The organism is Rothia endophytica (assembly GCF_928381505.1).
GTDB lineage: Bacteria > Actinomycetota > Actinomycetes > Actinomycetales > Micrococcaceae > Rothia > Rothia endophytica_A.
Window position 1 is genome coordinate 1 of sequence record NZ_CAKMSJ010000005.1, and the last position, 15,716, is coordinate 15,716.

At 54.7% G+C, this 15,716-nt stretch carries 13 protein-coding genes and 1 pseudogene; 7 read left to right on the top strand and 7 right to left on the bottom strand.

What is annotated here, in order from left to right:
* Window positions 1-132, top strand: a pseudogene (locus tag L6990_RS07135) (IS481 family transposase); the annotation flags it as partial.
* A gap of 43 nt (window positions 133-175) precedes the next feature.
* The gene (locus L6990_RS07140) at window positions 176-1,069 is read left to right on the top strand and encodes a Gfo/Idh/MocA family protein (RefSeq protein ID WP_237203596.1); all 894 of its coding nucleotides are present in this window, start codon (window positions 176-178) and stop codon (window positions 1,067-1,069) included.
* A 256-nt stretch (window positions 1,070-1,325) separates the two neighbouring features.
* Here the strand turns inward: L6990_RS07140 and L6990_RS07145 are convergent, their stop codons facing one another.
* From L6990_RS07145 to L6990_RS07170, 7 genes are all read right to left on the bottom strand, one after another.
* Entirely contained in the window at window positions 1,326-3,029 is a 1,704-nt protein-coding gene (locus L6990_RS07145; RefSeq protein ID WP_237203386.1) for a DUF885 domain-containing protein, read from the bottom strand.
* Between the two features lie 218 nt (window positions 3,030-3,247).
* Window positions 3,248-3,886 (bottom strand): ABC transporter ATP-binding protein, encoded by a 639-nt coding sequence (locus tag L6990_RS07150; RefSeq protein WP_237203387.1) that lies wholly within the window; start codon window positions 3,884-3,886, stop codon window positions 3,248-3,250.
* Between the two features lie 14 nt (window positions 3,887-3,900).
* Window positions 3,901-5,916 (bottom strand): hypothetical protein, encoded by a 2,016-nt coding sequence (locus L6990_RS07155; RefSeq protein ID WP_237203388.1) that lies wholly within the window; start codon window positions 5,914-5,916, stop codon window positions 3,901-3,903.
* An 82-nt stretch (window positions 5,917-5,998) separates the two neighbouring features.
* Window positions 5,999-6,286 (bottom strand): lactococcin 972 family bacteriocin, encoded by a 288-nt coding sequence (locus tag L6990_RS11995; RefSeq protein ID WP_369127820.1) that lies wholly within the window; start codon window positions 6,284-6,286, stop codon window positions 5,999-6,001.
* 231 nt (window positions 6,287-6,517) lie between these two features.
* Window positions 6,518-6,844 carry an acyl-CoA carboxylase subunit epsilon gene (locus L6990_RS07160; protein ID WP_237203389.1) on the bottom strand — a complete coding sequence of 109 codons (327 nt, stop codon included), beginning with the start codon at window positions 6,842-6,844 and terminating at the stop codon, window positions 6,518-6,520.
* A gap of 13 nt (window positions 6,845-6,857) precedes the next feature.
* Window positions 6,858-8,471 carry an acyl-CoA carboxylase subunit beta gene (locus tag L6990_RS07165; protein ID WP_237203390.1) on the bottom strand — a complete coding sequence of 538 codons (1,614 nt, stop codon included), beginning with the start codon at window positions 8,469-8,471 and terminating at the stop codon, window positions 6,858-6,860.
* 211 nt (window positions 8,472-8,682) lie between these two features.
* Window positions 8,683-8,967, bottom strand: a complete 285-nt coding sequence (locus tag L6990_RS07170; RefSeq protein WP_237203391.1) for a YciI family protein — start codon at window positions 8,965-8,967, stop codon at window positions 8,683-8,685.
* 271 nt (window positions 8,968-9,238) lie between these two features.
* Here L6990_RS07170 and L6990_RS07175 point away from each other — a divergent pair, with 271 nt between their 5' ends.
* From L6990_RS07175 to ligA, 5 genes are all read left to right on the top strand, one after another.
* The gene (locus tag L6990_RS07175; protein WP_237203392.1) at window positions 9,239-10,087 is read left to right on the top strand and encodes a biotin--[acetyl-CoA-carboxylase] ligase; all 849 of its coding nucleotides are present in this window, start codon (window positions 9,239-9,241) and stop codon (window positions 10,085-10,087) included.
* 54 nt (window positions 10,088-10,141) lie between these two features.
* Window positions 10,142-10,639 carry a PH domain-containing protein gene (locus L6990_RS07180; protein WP_237203393.1) on the top strand — a complete coding sequence of 166 codons (498 nt, stop codon included), beginning with the start codon at window positions 10,142-10,144 and terminating at the stop codon, window positions 10,637-10,639.
* A 181-nt stretch (window positions 10,640-10,820) separates the two neighbouring features.
* The gene (locus tag L6990_RS07185) at window positions 10,821-11,942 is read left to right on the top strand and encodes an adenylate/guanylate cyclase domain-containing protein (RefSeq protein ID WP_440480488.1); all 1,122 of its coding nucleotides are present in this window, start codon (window positions 10,821-10,823) and stop codon (window positions 11,940-11,942) included.
* Window positions 11,939-13,021 carry a PP2C family protein-serine/threonine phosphatase gene (locus L6990_RS07190; RefSeq protein ID WP_336604474.1) on the top strand — a complete coding sequence of 361 codons (1,083 nt, stop codon included), beginning with the start codon at window positions 11,939-11,941 and terminating at the stop codon, window positions 13,019-13,021. Before L6990_RS07185 ends, L6990_RS07190 begins: the two co-directional genes overlap by 4 nt.
* A 120-nt stretch (window positions 13,022-13,141) precedes the next feature.
* On the top strand, window positions 13,142-15,337 hold the full coding sequence (gene ligA, locus L6990_RS07195; protein ID WP_237203394.1) for an NAD-dependent DNA ligase LigA: 2,196 nt from the start codon (window positions 13,142-13,144) through the stop codon (window positions 15,335-15,337).
* The last annotated feature ends 379 nt before the right edge of the window (window positions 15,338-15,716 follow it).

The following is a 15,716-nucleotide window of genomic DNA, read 5'->3' on the forward strand; positions in this document are numbered from 1 at the left end:
TACGGTTCAGAGGCCGAACGACGCCTGGCGCTGCCCGGCTGGCTCCACTTCTACAACCACCACCGACACCACTCTGCGATTGGCGGCGTACCCTTCGACCGACTCAACAACGTCCCTGGACATCACATCTAGCGCTACCGCTAGTGCCTTCATCCAGGATGCTGACCTAGAACAGGTGAGTATCGCTACCGATATGAGCGAGTTGCTGCAGTATTCACTGGACGCAGTGTATATCGCTTCCCCCAATTCCCTCCATAAGGAGCACGCACTGGCCGCTATCGATGCAGGCTGCAATGTGCTCGTTGAGAAACCCGCTTTTTGGAACCCAGAGCAGTGGCAGGAGGTGCACAAAGCCGCGGAAAGAGCCGGGGTGCTGGTGCTGGAGGCGGCCCGGCATCTTTTTGAGCCAGGCTTTGAAACTGTAGGGCATTGGGTGGAGCAACAGAAGCAGGGTGGGCGAGAGGTGACGGGTGCCAGCCTGAATTTTCACCAGTATTCTTCGCGTTGGGATGCTGTGCTGGCAGGCCAGGAACCCAACATTTTCTCGCTGCGTCACGGCGGTGGTGCCCTGGTTGACCTGGGTATTTACGGGGTCTATGCAGCGGTTGCCTGGTTTGGGGAGCCGCAGGCTATCACTTACAGAGCCCAACTGGCCCCGACCGGGGTGGACGCTGCCGGCGTCCTGCTGTTGACCTACCCGGGCTTTACTGCTGAGCTATCGTTCTCTAAAAACCAGGCCTCTCGCCTGCCCAACGAGATTAGGGCAGGACGCTCGGGCTTGGTGCTGAACGCGGTGCAGGGAATCGACAGGGTAGAGACAGCCGAGGGCCAGGCCCTCTTTGAATCAGAGGCTCCTGGCGCACCGCTGCGCCAGCTGATGCGCAATGAAGCTCTTGCCTTTGCGGAGCTGGTTGCCGCTCAAAGGCAAGGCCACCTCACAGAAAGGCAGAGGGAACGCTACCGCCACCTAACTCAGCTGTCGCGCACCGTCAACCGCATCTGCACCGAGGCGCGCCACCAAGCGGGCATCGTATTTAGTGGGGAAAACGATAGCTCTGAAAAGCGCTAGCAAAAGGTATTGAACAAGGCTCCGCAAGCTCATACCCGCCTGCTAACCCTCTTGCCCGGTTCGCAAGCTCACAAGGGCAATTCACGCCAGCCCCGCCCAGCAGGCGGGTATGAGCTTGCTTTGCCTGGCACCTGGGGCAGGCTTTTGGGGGCTGATGTCCTCGCGAAGAGCGGGCACCTAGTCTGTTAGCTGGCTCGGGGCTGGCGTTTAAGGGTGCTAACAGGCAAGGTGCCCGCTCATGAGCAAAATACTCGGTCTAATAACCTAGTGCTCGCTTGAGGGTGTCTAGCCCGACCGAACCCAGCATGAGGGCGCGAGTGTGGAAGTCTCGGTCCGAGACGCCGGCGGCACGGGCGTCCTCACGCAGCTGCAGCCAGAGGCGCTCGCCTACCTTGTAGGAGGGTGCCTGACCGGGCCAGCCCAGGTAGCGCAGGAACTCGAAGCGGCGTTGGCCTTCTGACATGTCCAGGTTGACTTCCAAGAAGCGGTAGCCGCGGTCGGCGTCCCAGATACCGGGTTCGATGCCAAGTTCATCGACCCAGCGCTGGGGGATCTCGAAGCCGCAGTGTAGACCGATGTCAAAGACGACGCGGGCAGCGCGCATACGCTGGGCGTCCAGCATGCCCATACGATCACCGGGGTCTGCCAGGTAGCCGAGTTCGTCCATGAGGCGTTCGGCGTAGAGAGCCCAGCCTTCGCCATGGCCCGAGACCCAGCAGGCGGAGGCACGCCAGTCGTTGAGGGATTCAGCCATGGCGGTTGCTGTGGCGACCTGTAGGTGGTGGCCAGGGGTGCCCTCGTGGTAGACAGTGGAGACTTCGCGCCAGGTGCCGAAGGTATCTTCGCCTTCGGGGACTGACCACCACATGCGGCCGGCTCTCTCGAAGTCAGCTGACGGGCCGGTGTAGTAGATGCCGCCTTCTTGGGTGGGGGCGATCATGCATTCGAGGTTTCGTAGGGGCCCTTCGATGGTGAAGTGTTCCTTGGAGAGAAAATCTAGGGCTTCGTCAGAGAGCTTCTGCATCCAGGCTTGGAGTTCATCGGTGCCGTGCAGGGTGCGGGCGGGGTCAGCATCCAGTGCCGCTTTGGCTTCTTCGATGCTGGCGCCGGGCTTAATCTCTTCTGCTACTGCCTGCTGGGCCGCGATGATGCGGTCTAGCTCTTCGATACCCCAGGCGTAGGTTTCTTCTAGATTCAGGGTGGTGCCCACGAACTGGCGGGAGTAGAGGGAGTAGCGCTCGCGTCCTACAGCGTCTTCTTGGGGTGCTGCCGGGCGCAGGGTTTCCTGCAGGTAGTTCAGTAGCTTGCCGTAGCCTGCCTTGGCGGACTCCGCGCCCTCCTTGGCCTGGTCGGCGTGGGCGGGAGCTGCTTCGGCAACTTCAGCGGCTAGGGCGTCAAAGAAACCACCGTCAGCGATATAGGCGGTGACCTGCTCGATGGCAGTGTCAACCTGGCGAACAGCGGCTACGCAGCCGCGAGCGCGTGCTTCTTCGAGGGTCTCGATGTAGCCTTCTAGCGCAGAAGCGACGTTGTGTAGGCGCCCTGCAATGAAGCCCCAGTCTTCTTCGCTGTTGCGGCTCATGAGGTCAAAGACCGAGCGGATGCCCTGAATGGGGGAGGCTAGGTTGTTGATTTCCCAGGTGCCCAGCCCTGCTTCGTGAAGCTCAAGTGCTAGACCCAGACGTTCCTGCATGGCATCGACGGTGACCTTATCAATGTCATCGGTGATTTCTGCCTGGTTTAGCTGTTCTAGGGTTTCACGTACAGCGGCAATATCGGCTGCGTTGCCGGCGGGGGAGAAGTCGGCGTACTCGGTTTCCCTGCCCTTGCGGCCCTCTAGGGTGGCGCTGGTGGGGTCTAGCTCCAGGCACTTCTCGTAGTAAGCGTTGGCAATTTCATCGACGCGAGTTTGTGTGCGGTCGGTGGTAAAAATAGCGGGTAAATCTGGGTGAATAGTCATGAGACCTATATTACAGTTCAGATGCAGAAAAGGGCCTTCACTCTTGTCGGAGTGAAGACCCTTTTTGAAAAATTGAACTACTGGGGGCTTTCTTTGGTGAACCAGTAACTCACGGTTTATCCGATCATGTTACTGAACAATATAAAACGAAGATGACGGCACAAGGTTGCTATCGGGCCTCTGATAGGAAAAACTCAGGTACGCAGGGCTTGATTGACTTAACCCAGATCGATTGAGTCATGTGCATAACCGAGTAGACGAGCATCATGGGTAGCTATTACAGCGATACCGCCTTTGTCGCAATGGTTTTGAACGAAGTTTATAACTCTTTGCGCATTGCCATCGTCAAGTGCTGCAGTCGGCTCATCGAGCAGAATCAGGGGTGTATTCCTCAATGCTAGCCTGATGAGACTCACTCTCTGTTGTTCGCCTCCACTGAGTTGGTAGACAGGTTTATCCAAAAAACTGTAGTCAAGATCGAAGTAGTTGAATGCAGTCTCTGCTCGGGTCTGATCTTGCTTAACTTCGTACCCAGCAAGTTCTATGTTTTTGCGGACTGACCAGGAGCCCACTAACCCGGAGTTCTGAAAAGCTAGACTAACAGTGTTTCTAAGGTAGTTTCTCTTAGCTTTTCCCTTGAGCGTTGAAGGGTTAATACCATTGAAGTCAATGATTCCAGAGGACGGTTTTTCTAGGGAACCTAAGCATTGCAAAAGAGTAGTCTTACCTGAACCGCTGTGACCGCGAAGCGCTATAAAATTACCTGACTCTGCATTGAGACTGAGGTTTTCCCATAGCGTCCGTTGGGGAAAACTGTAACGGAGTTCCGACAATATGAGTGAGTTTTTCTCTTTCATGTAGATCCTTGGATTTAGGAGATTTCGAGCGTAAATCTAGATAACGTACGTTCTAACTGTTTAAGTGTAAGAACTACCACGGAAGCCGAGACAAGAATCATTGCACTAGCGATAATAAGAATTACTGTGAGGGGGAGCTGTGTTGTTGCAACGATAAGAGAAATTGGTATAGCTGCTAATAACATATTTTTGATGACAAAATCACCGTAGGTTTCAGTAAAACTAGCTCCTGATGTGAGTAGAAGAAAAATTGCTGAACGGTTCCTTGCTTGGTAGATAGTGGCCAGGATGACGTTTCCTAGAAGTAGTGCAAGCAAGGCAACAGAAGTTCCTACCAGAGAGATACTGAAAGCTACTTTCCTATCAACGGCTGCTAAAGCCGAATTTTGAGTTGTGTACTCATAGCCGACTACTGCATACTCTAAATTTTCCTCATTTACAGCTTTTTTTAGTGCTGTGTCGTCAAAAACAATCCCGTATTCTCCAATAATCTGTGGGGGAATGACATGATTTGCTGAGTGACTAACTATAACTATCGGGTTTTCAAGGTACATGCTGGTAGGTAAGTTGTAACTCAACAGCGGTAAGATTCCTGTATCAATACCGGTATAGGACCTAACCGTTGTTGCTGGACGCGGGTTTCCCCCCAGTTCTTGTTGAAACTCTGCCCAGCTTTTAACCTCAGCTACAATTTCCTCCTCATATGGGGAATAAGACTGGGGTATTAAGACAGCAACTGATGATTCTTCTTGGGAGGTATGGATGACTAAATCAAGTGTTGATGCATCCAAATGAGTGAAAGTCATCAGGTAATTGGGATTGACCAGGAGTACATTATCCGAAACAGATGAAGGTGTATCATACAATGGGTTTTTGCTGGCGAGATAGCTAGTCTGATCTATTTCGAGTTGGGCAAACACATTGCCAAGTTGCTCTTTAGCATAATCAGCTTGTGAAGACTGAAGGGCGTAGCCCATGACAGGCTGTACCAGATTTGTATGCTCGTTTCGCAGGGTGTCAGCGTGCGATTCCTTTTCATCCTCATTCTTGAGGGTAAGCGTATCGGAGATACTTACCATTGAACCCAAAAAAGCAACGACAACCAGGAGGCCTGAAAGTGCTCCCAGTAGAGTCATTGGGCGTCTGCCCTTGTTGAGTTGCCCAAGTGAGTATTTAGCAGTGCTGATGCGTATGCTCAGCAGGCTAATTGCTAATGCTCCGGTAAGAATCAGCCCCTGCTGGATTGCAATCATGCCTATGCTGGTCAGCCTGTACCCTTGCGCGTATATCAAGCTATAGAGACTCAGTGCTGTAGTGCCAAAAACTAACGGTACATATACCGGTAGCAGTAGTAATGCTATCTCTTTCAAAGACACGTAAAGCGGCACTTCGCCTGCAGTGACGCGGGCTGAGACTACAGACAGTCTCACACTTTGTAGCTGACACAAGGACAAGATAAGGCAGATGAGGAGAATAGCTACTGCTACTGCCCAGCCGTTGCCAACGATAAAGAAAAACCACAGAACGTATCCGGGCTTGGAATTTACGGTCGTGCTGATGACTCCCAGCTGCTTGAGCGTATCCGCTACTGCCTGAGAGTCTTGGGGGTTTCCGTCAATGAGGTAGGTCCCCGTGAGCTGATCACGGCTCAGTTGCTGTTCTGGGTAAAGACGTGAAGGGTACTTGTCGCTGAAACTGGGGAAGGATGCCGTATCGAGATTACCGATGACCGTGTCTGTGTTACCTAATATGAGGTAATAATCGGACGCTCTCACGTCATAATCTAAAGACACTGAAATCTTATATATATTAATGTTTCGAGCTTGCGCAAGTGAACTTAGCTCATTCAGAAAGCTTTCTGTGGATAGATTACTAGGGAGCTCTGTTATAGCTACCCCTGTTCTAAAGCCTTCTGGGCCCCAGCGGTCTTGGTCAACCAAAAAAATATAAGTAGCCGAGGCAAAAATGAGACAGAGCAGAGAGGATGTAATCCAAGCGAGAATATATGCGAAACGGATATGGCTATTCATTGGCTTTTTGTTTTTTTGGGGGGGGCGGGTTGGGGTTCCCACATTTTGAAACCCCAACCCTGTTTAAGATTGGCAGAAGATTCTAACGCCAATAGCTTGTGTTTCCACCCCAGGTAGCACGAATGTTGGCTTTGGACCAACGATTGGTGGGCGCGGTGGCGCTATTGCATTTATTAGCGTTGCATGCGGTGCTACCGTGTGCTCTTGAGGGGTGGTGATAATTTGACCAGGTGGTCATAGTAAAATAACTCACCCCCTGGTCCCAGGTGCCGCCCCCTACATTGTGGATGGCGGCGTTAGCTGCGCTTGCACCGCCGAAAAGACTGGCGCTGAGAGCAACAGTGGCAAGGATCTTTTTAGAGAACTTCATCGTTTCATCCAAAGTATGAAAAGTTTGGTGCGTCTCTCCAACGGATTCGCTAACTTAGAGTATTCCCTAATCGCAGGCTGTTCCGCAATAGTTTGTAGATGGTTTCTGAAATTAATTTTTATATTAGACCGATGGGTCTAAATTAGATTTTGGAATGGTTCCAATTATGTTCAGAGTTCTAATCTTGGAAATATTTTGCTCCAAAGTATTTGGATTTACTAGGTGAAGAAACTACTGCGGCCGTGCCCGCTTCCAAGAGCCCGGACCTGGTCGCAGACGGGCGCCCAGCTGCTGGGTGGTGTTGAGGCGGCGCTGCCAGTGTTCCAGGGCAGTCTCTCTATTCTGCTCAGCCTGCGCGGCTGAAGCTGCCACCACAGCGGTTAGAGCTGCCAGCTCCTCGTCGGTGGGGTTGCCTTTGACCACAGTCAGCAGGGGAGCCTCCGAAGAGGCAGTCTCATTGCCAGCCTGAACAGCGTCATCCTGCGCGGTTGCAGGGGTGGGCGCTGGCGCTGGTTTCTTACCGAAGCCCAGTAGCGAGAGGGGGTTGGGAGTTGCCATAGAGAATCAGCCTTTACAGGGGAATGTTGCCGTGCTTTTTGGCCGGGCTTGCTGCCCGCTTATCGTGCAGGGCACGCAGGGCGCTGACGATGCGCACACGGGTCTCTGACGGGGCGATAACCTCGTCAATGTAGCCCAGTTCAGCTGCCTGGTAGGGGTTGAGCAGCTCTTCTTCGTACTTGGTGATGAGCTCAGCACGGCGAGCCTCGACGTCCCCACCTTCTTCGGCAACGGCGGCAAGCTCACGGCGGTAGAGAATGTTCACCGCACCCTGAGCGCCCATCACACCGATTTGAGCGGTGGGCCAAGCAAGATTAATGTCTGCGCCCAGCTTCTTGGAACCCATCACAATGTAGGCACCGCCGTAGGCCTTACGGGTAATGACGGTAACCAGGGGAACAGTAGCCTCAGCGTAGGCGTAGAGCAGCTTAGCGCCACGGCGGATGATGCCGTTGAATTCCTGGTCGGTCCCTGGCAAGAAGCCCGGTACGTCCACAAAGGTCAGAATAGGAATATTGAAGGCATCGCAGTTGCGCACAAACCGAGCAGCCTTCTCGGAGGCATTGATATCTAGGGTGCCAGCGAACTGCATGGGCTGGTTGGCCACGATACCAACCGTCTTACCCTCAACACGGGCGTAACCGATCATGACGTTGGGGGCGTAGAGCGCCTGCATTTCCAGGAAGTGCCCGTCGTCCACAACCGCCTCAATCACCGAGCGCATGTCGTAGGGCTGGTTGGCTGAGTCGGGAATCAGCTGATCTAACTCAAGGTCATCAATGGTGGGTTCGGGGTCCTGGTCATGATCCAAGGGGAGGGTCTCAGTGAGGTTATTAGAGGGCAAAAACTCGATGAGCTCGCGCACGAAATCAAAAGCGTCTTCTTCGTCCTCAGCCAGGTAGGTAGAGGTGCCGGTGACCGCGTTGTGTTGGCGGGCCCCGCCCAGGGTCTCCATATCGATCTCTTCGCCGGTTACCGTCTTGATGACGTCCGGCCCCGTGATGAACATGTGGCTGGTCTTATCAACCATTACGATGTAGTCCGTCAAAGCGGGGGAGTAAGCAGCGCCGCCAGCTGAGGGGCCCATAATCACAGAAATCTGCGGGATAACGCCTGAAGCGCGCACATTCATACGGAAGATATCAGCAAACATGGCCAGGGACGCCACACCCTCCTGGATGCGGGCGCCACCACCGTCATTGATACCAATGACCGGGCAACCGTTCTTGAGTGCAAACTTCTGAACCTTAACGATCTTCTCACCGTTGACTTGGGACAGTGAACCGCCGTAAACCGTGAAGTCCTGAGAATAAACAGCAACTAGGCGGCCGTCAATCGTTCCGTAGCCCGAAACCAAGCCATCACCTAGAGGTCGCTTCTTATCCATACCAAACGCCGTGGTGCGGTGGCGCGCTAGAGCATCAAATTCAACAAAAGAACCTTCATCAAGCAACATCTCAACACGCTCACGGGCGGTCTGCTTACCGCGCTCATGCTGACGATCAATTGGAGCCTGCCCGGCAGGAGCGAGAGTCTGCTCCCGGCGGGCATAAAAATCCTCAATCTTTCCTGCGGTTGTTGAAAGATCCGGCCCGTTGTCAGCCTGCTCGGTGAGATTCTCGCTCATGGTGCCTCTTCACGCTCTTGGTGTCTCAAAGTGCCCCCGGTCAGGGCATTCGTATCAACTATAGTCGCCGCCTGAGCCGAGGGTAAATTTTTTTAGGAATTTTGGGGTGTTTTCTCTAAATAAGAGGGGTAAATGTTTTGTAGGAGGGTTGCTTGATGGGTGGGGTTTGCCCTGCTGGAAAAATCCCACCCGTCAAGCACCGCAGGTAAAGCTACCGGCCAACCTTGCCAATGACCGCGTTCCATTCGCGCACCTTGTAACCGGTGAGGACGCCGCCGGTGCTCATGGGATCAGCCGCAATCAGGGCGTCCAGGTGTTCCCTGTTATCGGCAACAAAAATGAGTAGAGCACCAAAAGGCTCCCCATCGGGGTAGGCGCCTGCGGCATGCAGGTTACCTTCTTCATGAAGCTTGGCCAGGTACTCGCGGTGGGCCGGGCGGTGTAGCGCCTGAAGATCGGCGGGCCCGTAAGAATATTCAACAGCGTAGGTGGTCATAAGTTGCTCCCTAAAATATTGTGAGACTAGATTCAAGAAATCTTGCTGTGTCACTAGAACCGATGGGGTGTCGTTGCGCCAGCTGGCTCGGGGCTGGCGTGAATCACGGCGAGCCCCCCAGGGCGAGAGGTGAGAGGGTCAGTTGGCGCAACGACACCCCACCGGGCTTCTACTTAGTCATAGCTAGATACTGAAATGAATTGCTACCCCCAGTATCTCACCTCACAGGCCCGCCGCTAGTATTGGGGGCAGAATAAAGAGAAAGGCAACCATGACTCAGCTTGACCCCAGCGCTGTTGACCTCCCAGGCTTCGACCGCGTAGAAATTCTTGAAAGTGTTGGTTCAACCAATGACTACGGGCGGGCTGTACTTGTCGGGGATGCTGTGGCCCGGCGCAGCTGGGGTGAGCTGTCTGTCATTTCAACCGGGGACCAAAATGCTGGGCACGGACGTTTGGACCGGGTCTGGTCGGCACCCCCGGGGTCCAGCTTGGCTACAACTTTTGTGGTGCGTCCCCACGCCAACCCCCGTGTGCACATCGCCCCCGATCAGTATCACTGGTTAACCTCCCTAGCCGCACTTTCAGTCCGTGACGCACTGATGCAGGACTTTAGTCTGGCTCCCAGTATTAAGTGGCCCAATGATGTGCTGTTGGGTAACCGCAAGGTGTGTGGCATCCTGGCGCAGCTAGTGCTAGAACCTGAGGGCGATATCTCGGTGATTGTGGGGGTGGGGCTAAACCTTAATATGACCGCTGAGCAGCTGCCGGTCCCCACTGCAACCAGCACCCTGGTAGAGAGCGGTCAGCCAGCTGACTTAGAACAGGTGCTTACTTCTTTAGCAACCCGGTTTGAGTATTACTACCGCGGGTTTGCGTCCTGCGGGTTTGACGCCTCACGGCCCTTTGGCGGTGCCAGCCTGTTGGAGCGCCTGCGTGCTGCCATCAGCACCATTGGTGCCCATCTCACCATTTATCTGCCGGGCGATGAGACCTTCCGCGGGGTCGGTGTTGATATCGCTGACACCGGAGAGTTGGTGGTCCGGGCTGAAAACGGTGAAGAACGCCAGTTCACGGTAGGGGACGTCGTGCACGTGCGCCCAGATGGCTATGGCTCCTAGTCTCCCTGGCTGCCTGAAGCAAACATTCAGGTTTAAGCACTACACTCTACAACGATGAAAATTAGAGGTGAGCTCCTGCCCAGCGAATATGCCGTAGCGGCAACCCGTTCCCACGGGGTGCTACTTTTGCGCCCCCTTGCATGGGCGCTGGGAGCGATGGTGGCGTGGAGCTTTTCCTCAGCGATGGGCACTGATTCCCGCTGGATAAGGTATTTAGCGCTCGCGCTGGCACTTGGCCTGCTTTACCGGGCTGTTAAGAGCGGACTGCGCTGGTGGCTGACCAGCTATGTCCTCACCAGCCACCGCCTTTTGGTCCGTAGCGGTATGAAATCTTCTACCGACGTGTCAATTCCACTTGAGCTTATTGAGGGCGCCAACCTGAAACGGCTTACGCTCATGGGGGTAGTGGACGCCGCGCCCATAGTAGTGCGGGCGAGAGGGCAACAGTATATTTTGGAGGCCGTGCCCGATGCTGCCCGTTTCTCGCACGAAATAAGGCAGGCACAGATGAACTTGCTGGCTACTGGTGAGGGGCGCGTCCAGAGCAGCTGATGCCTAGCTTTTTTTAAAAATTGAGAAATGAGATGTGGGCGGGGTTAAGATGGAAGAATGCGCCACAGCCTGCGACCGGTCGTAGTCCAGCTCACAAAAGAGTATTCTGGGTGTAGACAGTCACCCACCGGTGCCCGTCTGATAACCACAAACACAAGAGACAGCGAAAGCGAGAGACTCCGTGGAGAAGCCAGCAAACGGCATCGGCACTGAAGCCGGTACCGAACGCTACAGGAGCAAGCGCCGCAGGCACGGGGTGCAGGGTCAGCTTTACCGCAGCGACGAAGCCCGAGAGGGTATTTTGGAGCTTGAGCGGGCTTTGCTGGGCGATAACCGCAGTCTCACCCGCGCCGAGGTCGCTGCTGAAGCTGACGTGTCGCTCCTCACGGCGCGTAAAATCTGGCGTTCGTTGGGTATCCCCAACCTTAAAGACGATGATGCATTTTTCACGCATATGGACAGTGAAGCTCTGACCACCATTAGCAATATGGTGCGCGAAGGCAAGCTCACTGAGGATGCCTCCCTTTCGATTACACGTTCCGTTGGTCAGATGATGGACCGCATGGTGGTGTGGCAGGTGGAAACTCTGGTTGAAGATATGGTCATCAACCGGGGAATTACTGATGCGGAAGCTCGAGCCGAGTTGCTACACCTCCTCCCTAAACTTCTTGACGATTTAGAACTCATCACCGTCTACGGCTACCGCCGCATGATGAACTCGGCAATCCTGCGCCTAGCGCTACGCGATGAACAGGACGATGCTGATTTAGCTGAAACGGCTCTACCGCTAGCCCGTGGCGTGGGCTTTGTTGACCTGGTTTCCTACACCTCTCTGTCTCGTGAGATGAACGAGAAATCTTTAGCGCGTTTGGTCAAGCATTTCGAGCAACGGTGCGCAGAGGTCATCGCAGTGGGTGGCGGCCGCATTATTAAAACGGTGGGGGACGAGGTCATGTACCTGGTAGAGTCACCCGAGGACGGAGCACGCATTGCGCTGACCCTATCCAAACTGATTAGTGAAGATTCGCAACTGCCCGAAGCTCGCGTGGCTTTTGTGTGGGGGCGGGTGCTTCCCCGCCTCGGTGATATTTACGGCCCCACCGTCAACCTGGCGTCACGGCTCGTGGCTCTCACCGAACCCGGAGTCGTGCTCACCGATAGCTCAACTGCTGATGCGTTAGAGGGTGATGAACGATTTGTGTTAATTCCGCAGGGTGTGCGTAACGTGCGCGGCTTTGGCAACGTCAGGCCCGTGGCCATCACCCCGGGAATTGGTAACGAACTGGAGATTGAATTCGAATGAGCACGGCTGAACGCCTGACTGTATACACTGGCACCGCCACTGACGTTGGGCAACACAGGGACAACAACGAAGATTCGCTGACTGTTGCAGGTAACCTCTGCGTGGTGGCTGACGGTATGGGCGGGCACGAAGCTGGTGAGGTTGCCTCACGACTGTGCACTCGCACTATGGCCTACTCTCAAATGTTTACCCGACCCGGCGGGATGACGGAAGAAGAGGAAGCGCAATTCCAACAGGCTTTAGAGGCTGAAATTCAGCAGAAAACCGAGGAGCCTCAAGCTAATCGCCGTTTGCGCCGCCGCAAGGACACCTCGGTGCTCAACCAGCAGATTCTCAAAACCCTCGAACATATCAAGGGGGTTATCTCCGAGGCTGATGAAGCTATCAAAAATACCCTGGGTCTACGCGCTGGTACGACGGTGACCGGTGCCTGGCTGACTCACATTGGTGAGCAGCAAATGTGGTTCATCTTCAACGTGGGTGATTCGCGCACCTACCGGCTGCTCCGGGATGAGGATGTCGAGACCGAGGACGCTCTTTCTATTTCTAATGGTCCCGTTGAGGGTCTTCGGTTGGAGCAGGTCACGGTAGATCACTCTGAGGTGCAGTATCTAGTAGATACCGGTCAGATTACTGCCCTAGAGGCCCTGACCCACCCCCGCCGCAACGTCATCACCCGTGCTCTGGGTACCGGCAACTATTGGGAACCTGACTTTTGGGTTATTCCGGCTAAGCCTGGTGACCGCCTCATGATGTGCTCAGATGGCTTGTCCGGCGAGCTTTCCCACAACTATATGGCGCGCGTGCTGGCGACCGTTGAGCACCCTCAGGACGCAGCTGATGTGCTGCAGATGGCAGCCCTGCGTGCAGGAGGCAGAGATAACATCACCGTAGTTGTGGCAGATGCCATCACCGAAAGCGATGCCAAGGTGAGGGCTGAAGAGCTCAAGGAGCTGACCCACACCGACGCCCACAAGATTGCCGCCCGTATCGAAGAATTCGACTACGAACACACCACCGATACCGAAGAGGAACAATTCCACCCCGAACGCGAACTGCACCGCGGTATTAACGGCTAGTAGCTTTTCTCTATGGCAGCCTAGGGCGCCGCACCCCATACCCGGGGTGCAGCGCCCTTTTCTGTAGCTAACCCGCTTTTAGGGCACGCATTTTCAGGGCACAATAGAGGGGTGAGCGATATGAAGAACCTACCCGGTGTAGAAGAAGAGACCGTGCACGGCATTGACCGCGACCTGCTAGAAAGTCAGGGGGTATCAGCTGCCCTCAAAGAAGAATATGCGCAGCTGGTGGACCGTGTGCGCGAAGCTAGGCAGCAATACTATATGGATGACGCTCCGGCGTTATCTGATGCTGAGTATGATGAGCTCTACCGGCAGTTGGAAACTCTGGAAGCTAAGCACCCCGAACTGGTCGCCAACGATTCTCCCACCCAGGAGGTCGGTGGCGAAGCGTCCAGCGCTTTTGCACCGGTACAGCATCTGGCGCGCATGTATTCCCTTGAAGACGTGTTCTCGCTGGAAGAGCTTGGTGCCTGGCTTGACCGTGCCGAGACGAACGCCGAGCAGATGACGGGTGCTCGCCCCACCTGGCTGACTGAACTCAAGATTGACGGGCTGGCGGTAAACCTGCTCTACCGTGATGGGGTTTTGGTCCGTGCTGCCACGCGAGGTGATGGCACTACCGGCGAAGATGTCACCCACAACGTTCTGACTATTAAGAGCATCCCCACCCAGCTGACCGGTAGCCAACACCCTGCTGAGATTGAGGTTCGCGGGGAGATCTTCATATCGTCTAAAGATTTCAAAGCACTCAACGAGAGCATGGTAGAGCAGGGTAAAGCCCCCTTCGCCAACCCCCGCAACGCAGCTGCCGGTTCTCTGCGTCAGAAGGACGCCACGCTGACTGCCCAGCGCCCTTTGAGCATGTTTGTGCACGGTATCGGTGCTCAGAGCGGTCTGTCTATTAGCAATCAGTATGAGACCTATGAGCAACTACACCAATGGGGGCTACCGGTCAGCCCTTACTCACGGTTGTTGAATAGCCGTGAGGAGATCCTGGAGTTCATTGCCACATATGGGGAGCAACGCCACTCCTTGATTCATGAAATCGATGGCATTGTTATCAAGGTCAATGATTTTGATACTCAGGCACGTCTGGGGTACACCTCCCGAGTTCCCCGATGGGCAGTGGCCTACAAGTACCCACCCGAAGAGGTTCACACCAAACTTCTAGATATTTTGGTGAACGTGGGCAGGACCGGGCGAGTAACTCCCTTTGGCATGATGGAGCCTGTGAAGGTGGCAGGCTCTACCGTTGAGATGGCCACACTGCATAATCAGGAAGTTGTTAAGGCTAAGGGTGTCTTGATTGGCGACACAGTGGTACTGCGGAAGGCTGGGGACGTCATCCCCGAGATTGTTGGCCCTGTAGTTGCCCTGCGTGATGGCAGCGAGCGGGAATTTGTGATGCCTACTCTCTGCCCCTCCTGTGGAAAGCCTCTTGCTCCTGCTAAAGAGGGGGATGTTGATATTAGGTGTCTCAACGCTCGTTCTTGCCCTGCCCAGCTCAAAGAGAGGGTTAACCACCTGGCTGGTCGTGGCGCCTTTGATATTGAAGCACTGGGTTATGAGGCAGCTCGGGCACTCACCAGCCCAGCGGAGCCAGAGGTCCCCCCACTAACGAGCGAAGCCTTCTTATTTGATCTCACCCCCCAAGATCTGGCGGATGTGAAAATCGAGAGGGAGAAGACCCTGCGCGGTGTCACGCAGACGGTGCGCGAACCCTATTTCTATAGCAAAGGGACCGCTAAGAAACCCAGTGCACCGAAGGCGAACACACTCAAGCTCTTCGAACAGCTGGAAAAGGCTAAACAGCAACCGCTCTGGCGTGTGCTGGTTGCTCTGTCGATTCGCCACGTTGGGCCTACAGCAGCTCGGGCACTTGCTACAGAGTTTGGGTCAATGGACGCTATCCGTGCAGCGAGCGAGGAACGCCTCTCTAATGTCGATGGGGTAGGGGCGATTATTGCCCGCTCGCTCATTGAATGGTTTGAGGAGGACTGGCACCGCGAAATAGTGGATCGTTGGGCTGCTGCCGGGGTGCGCATGGAAGATGAGCGCGATGAGTCTATTCAGCGGACGCTTGAGGGTCTGACCGTAGTCGTTACCGGCTCTCTTGAAGGCTTCACCCGTGACAGCGCTAAAGAGGCCATTATTCTGCGGGGCGGGCGAGCCTCGGGTTCTGTCTCCAAGAAGACGGATTATCTGGTAGCAGGAGCCGCTGCAGGTTCAAAGCTGGATAAGGCCGAGAGTCTGGGTGTCAAGGTGCTGGACGAAGCAGGGTTTGAGGCTTTGCTGGCGGGAGAGCTATCTTAAACGATGGCAGAAGTGTGACTTCTGATACCAAATCGTGATGTTTTGCAGGGGTGCTCGGGTTGCTTGTCAGCCCGAGTACCCCTGAAATTTAGGGGTTTCTCCCTCAAAAATGGGTCTTGGGCAGACCTCTCGCTCTATTTTTGTTACCAAATTGTGACTTTTTGGTCTGCTGTGAGGAGGAAAGTTTAAAAAGTTTTTTGGAGATTTGAAACTAGGTTTAAGCGCCAAAAACAGCCCATTGGAGGGTTGGGTCTAAATGGTCATCTGCTTCGATAAAGCGCGTCAAATCAGCGGGCAATGCGGTGTGACCCCTGGGGCAAACAGTGTAGAGCGGTACCACACTGAGGGTTTTGTTAATACAGGGCTAGCGGCTGCTTAA

Bases quoted from the DNA above. Each gene is read 5' to 3' on its own strand.
- L6990_RS07150 (WP_237203387.1), bottom strand. From the start codon at position 3,886: ATGAAAGAGAAAAACTCACTCATATTGTCGGAACTCCGTTACAGTTTT.
- L6990_RS07165 (WP_237203390.1), bottom strand. From the start codon at position 8,471: ATGAGCGAGAATCTCACCGAGCAGGCTGACAACGGGCCGGATCTTTCA.
- L6990_RS11995 (WP_369127820.1), bottom strand. From the start codon at position 6,286: ATGAAGTTCTCTAAAAAGATCCTTGCCACTGTTGCTCTCAGCGCCAGT.
- L6990_RS07145 (WP_237203386.1), bottom strand. From the start codon at position 3,029: ATGACTATTCACCCAGATTTACCCGCTATTTTTACCACCGACCGCACA.
- L6990_RS07175 (WP_237203392.1), top strand. From the start codon at position 9,239: ATGACTCAGCTTGACCCCAGCGCTGTTGACCTCCCAGGCTTCGACCGC.
- L6990_RS07190 (WP_336604474.1), top strand. From the start codon at position 11,939: ATGAGCACGGCTGAACGCCTGACTGTATACACTGGCACCGCCACTGAC.
- L6990_RS07160 (WP_237203389.1), bottom strand. From the start codon at position 6,844: ATGGCAACTCCCAACCCCCTCTCGCTACTGGGCTTCGGTAAGAAACCA.
- L6990_RS07180 (WP_237203393.1), top strand. From the start codon at position 10,142: ATGAAAATTAGAGGTGAGCTCCTGCCCAGCGAATATGCCGTAGCGGCA.
- ligA (WP_237203394.1), top strand. From the start codon at position 13,142: ATGAAGAACCTACCCGGTGTAGAAGAAGAGACCGTGCACGGCATTGAC.
- L6990_RS07170 (WP_237203391.1), bottom strand. From the start codon at position 8,967: ATGACCACCTACGCTGTTGAATATTCTTACGGGCCCGCCGATCTTCAG.
- L6990_RS07155 (WP_237203388.1), bottom strand. From the start codon at position 5,916: ATGAATAGCCATATCCGTTTCGCATATATTCTCGCTTGGATTACATCC.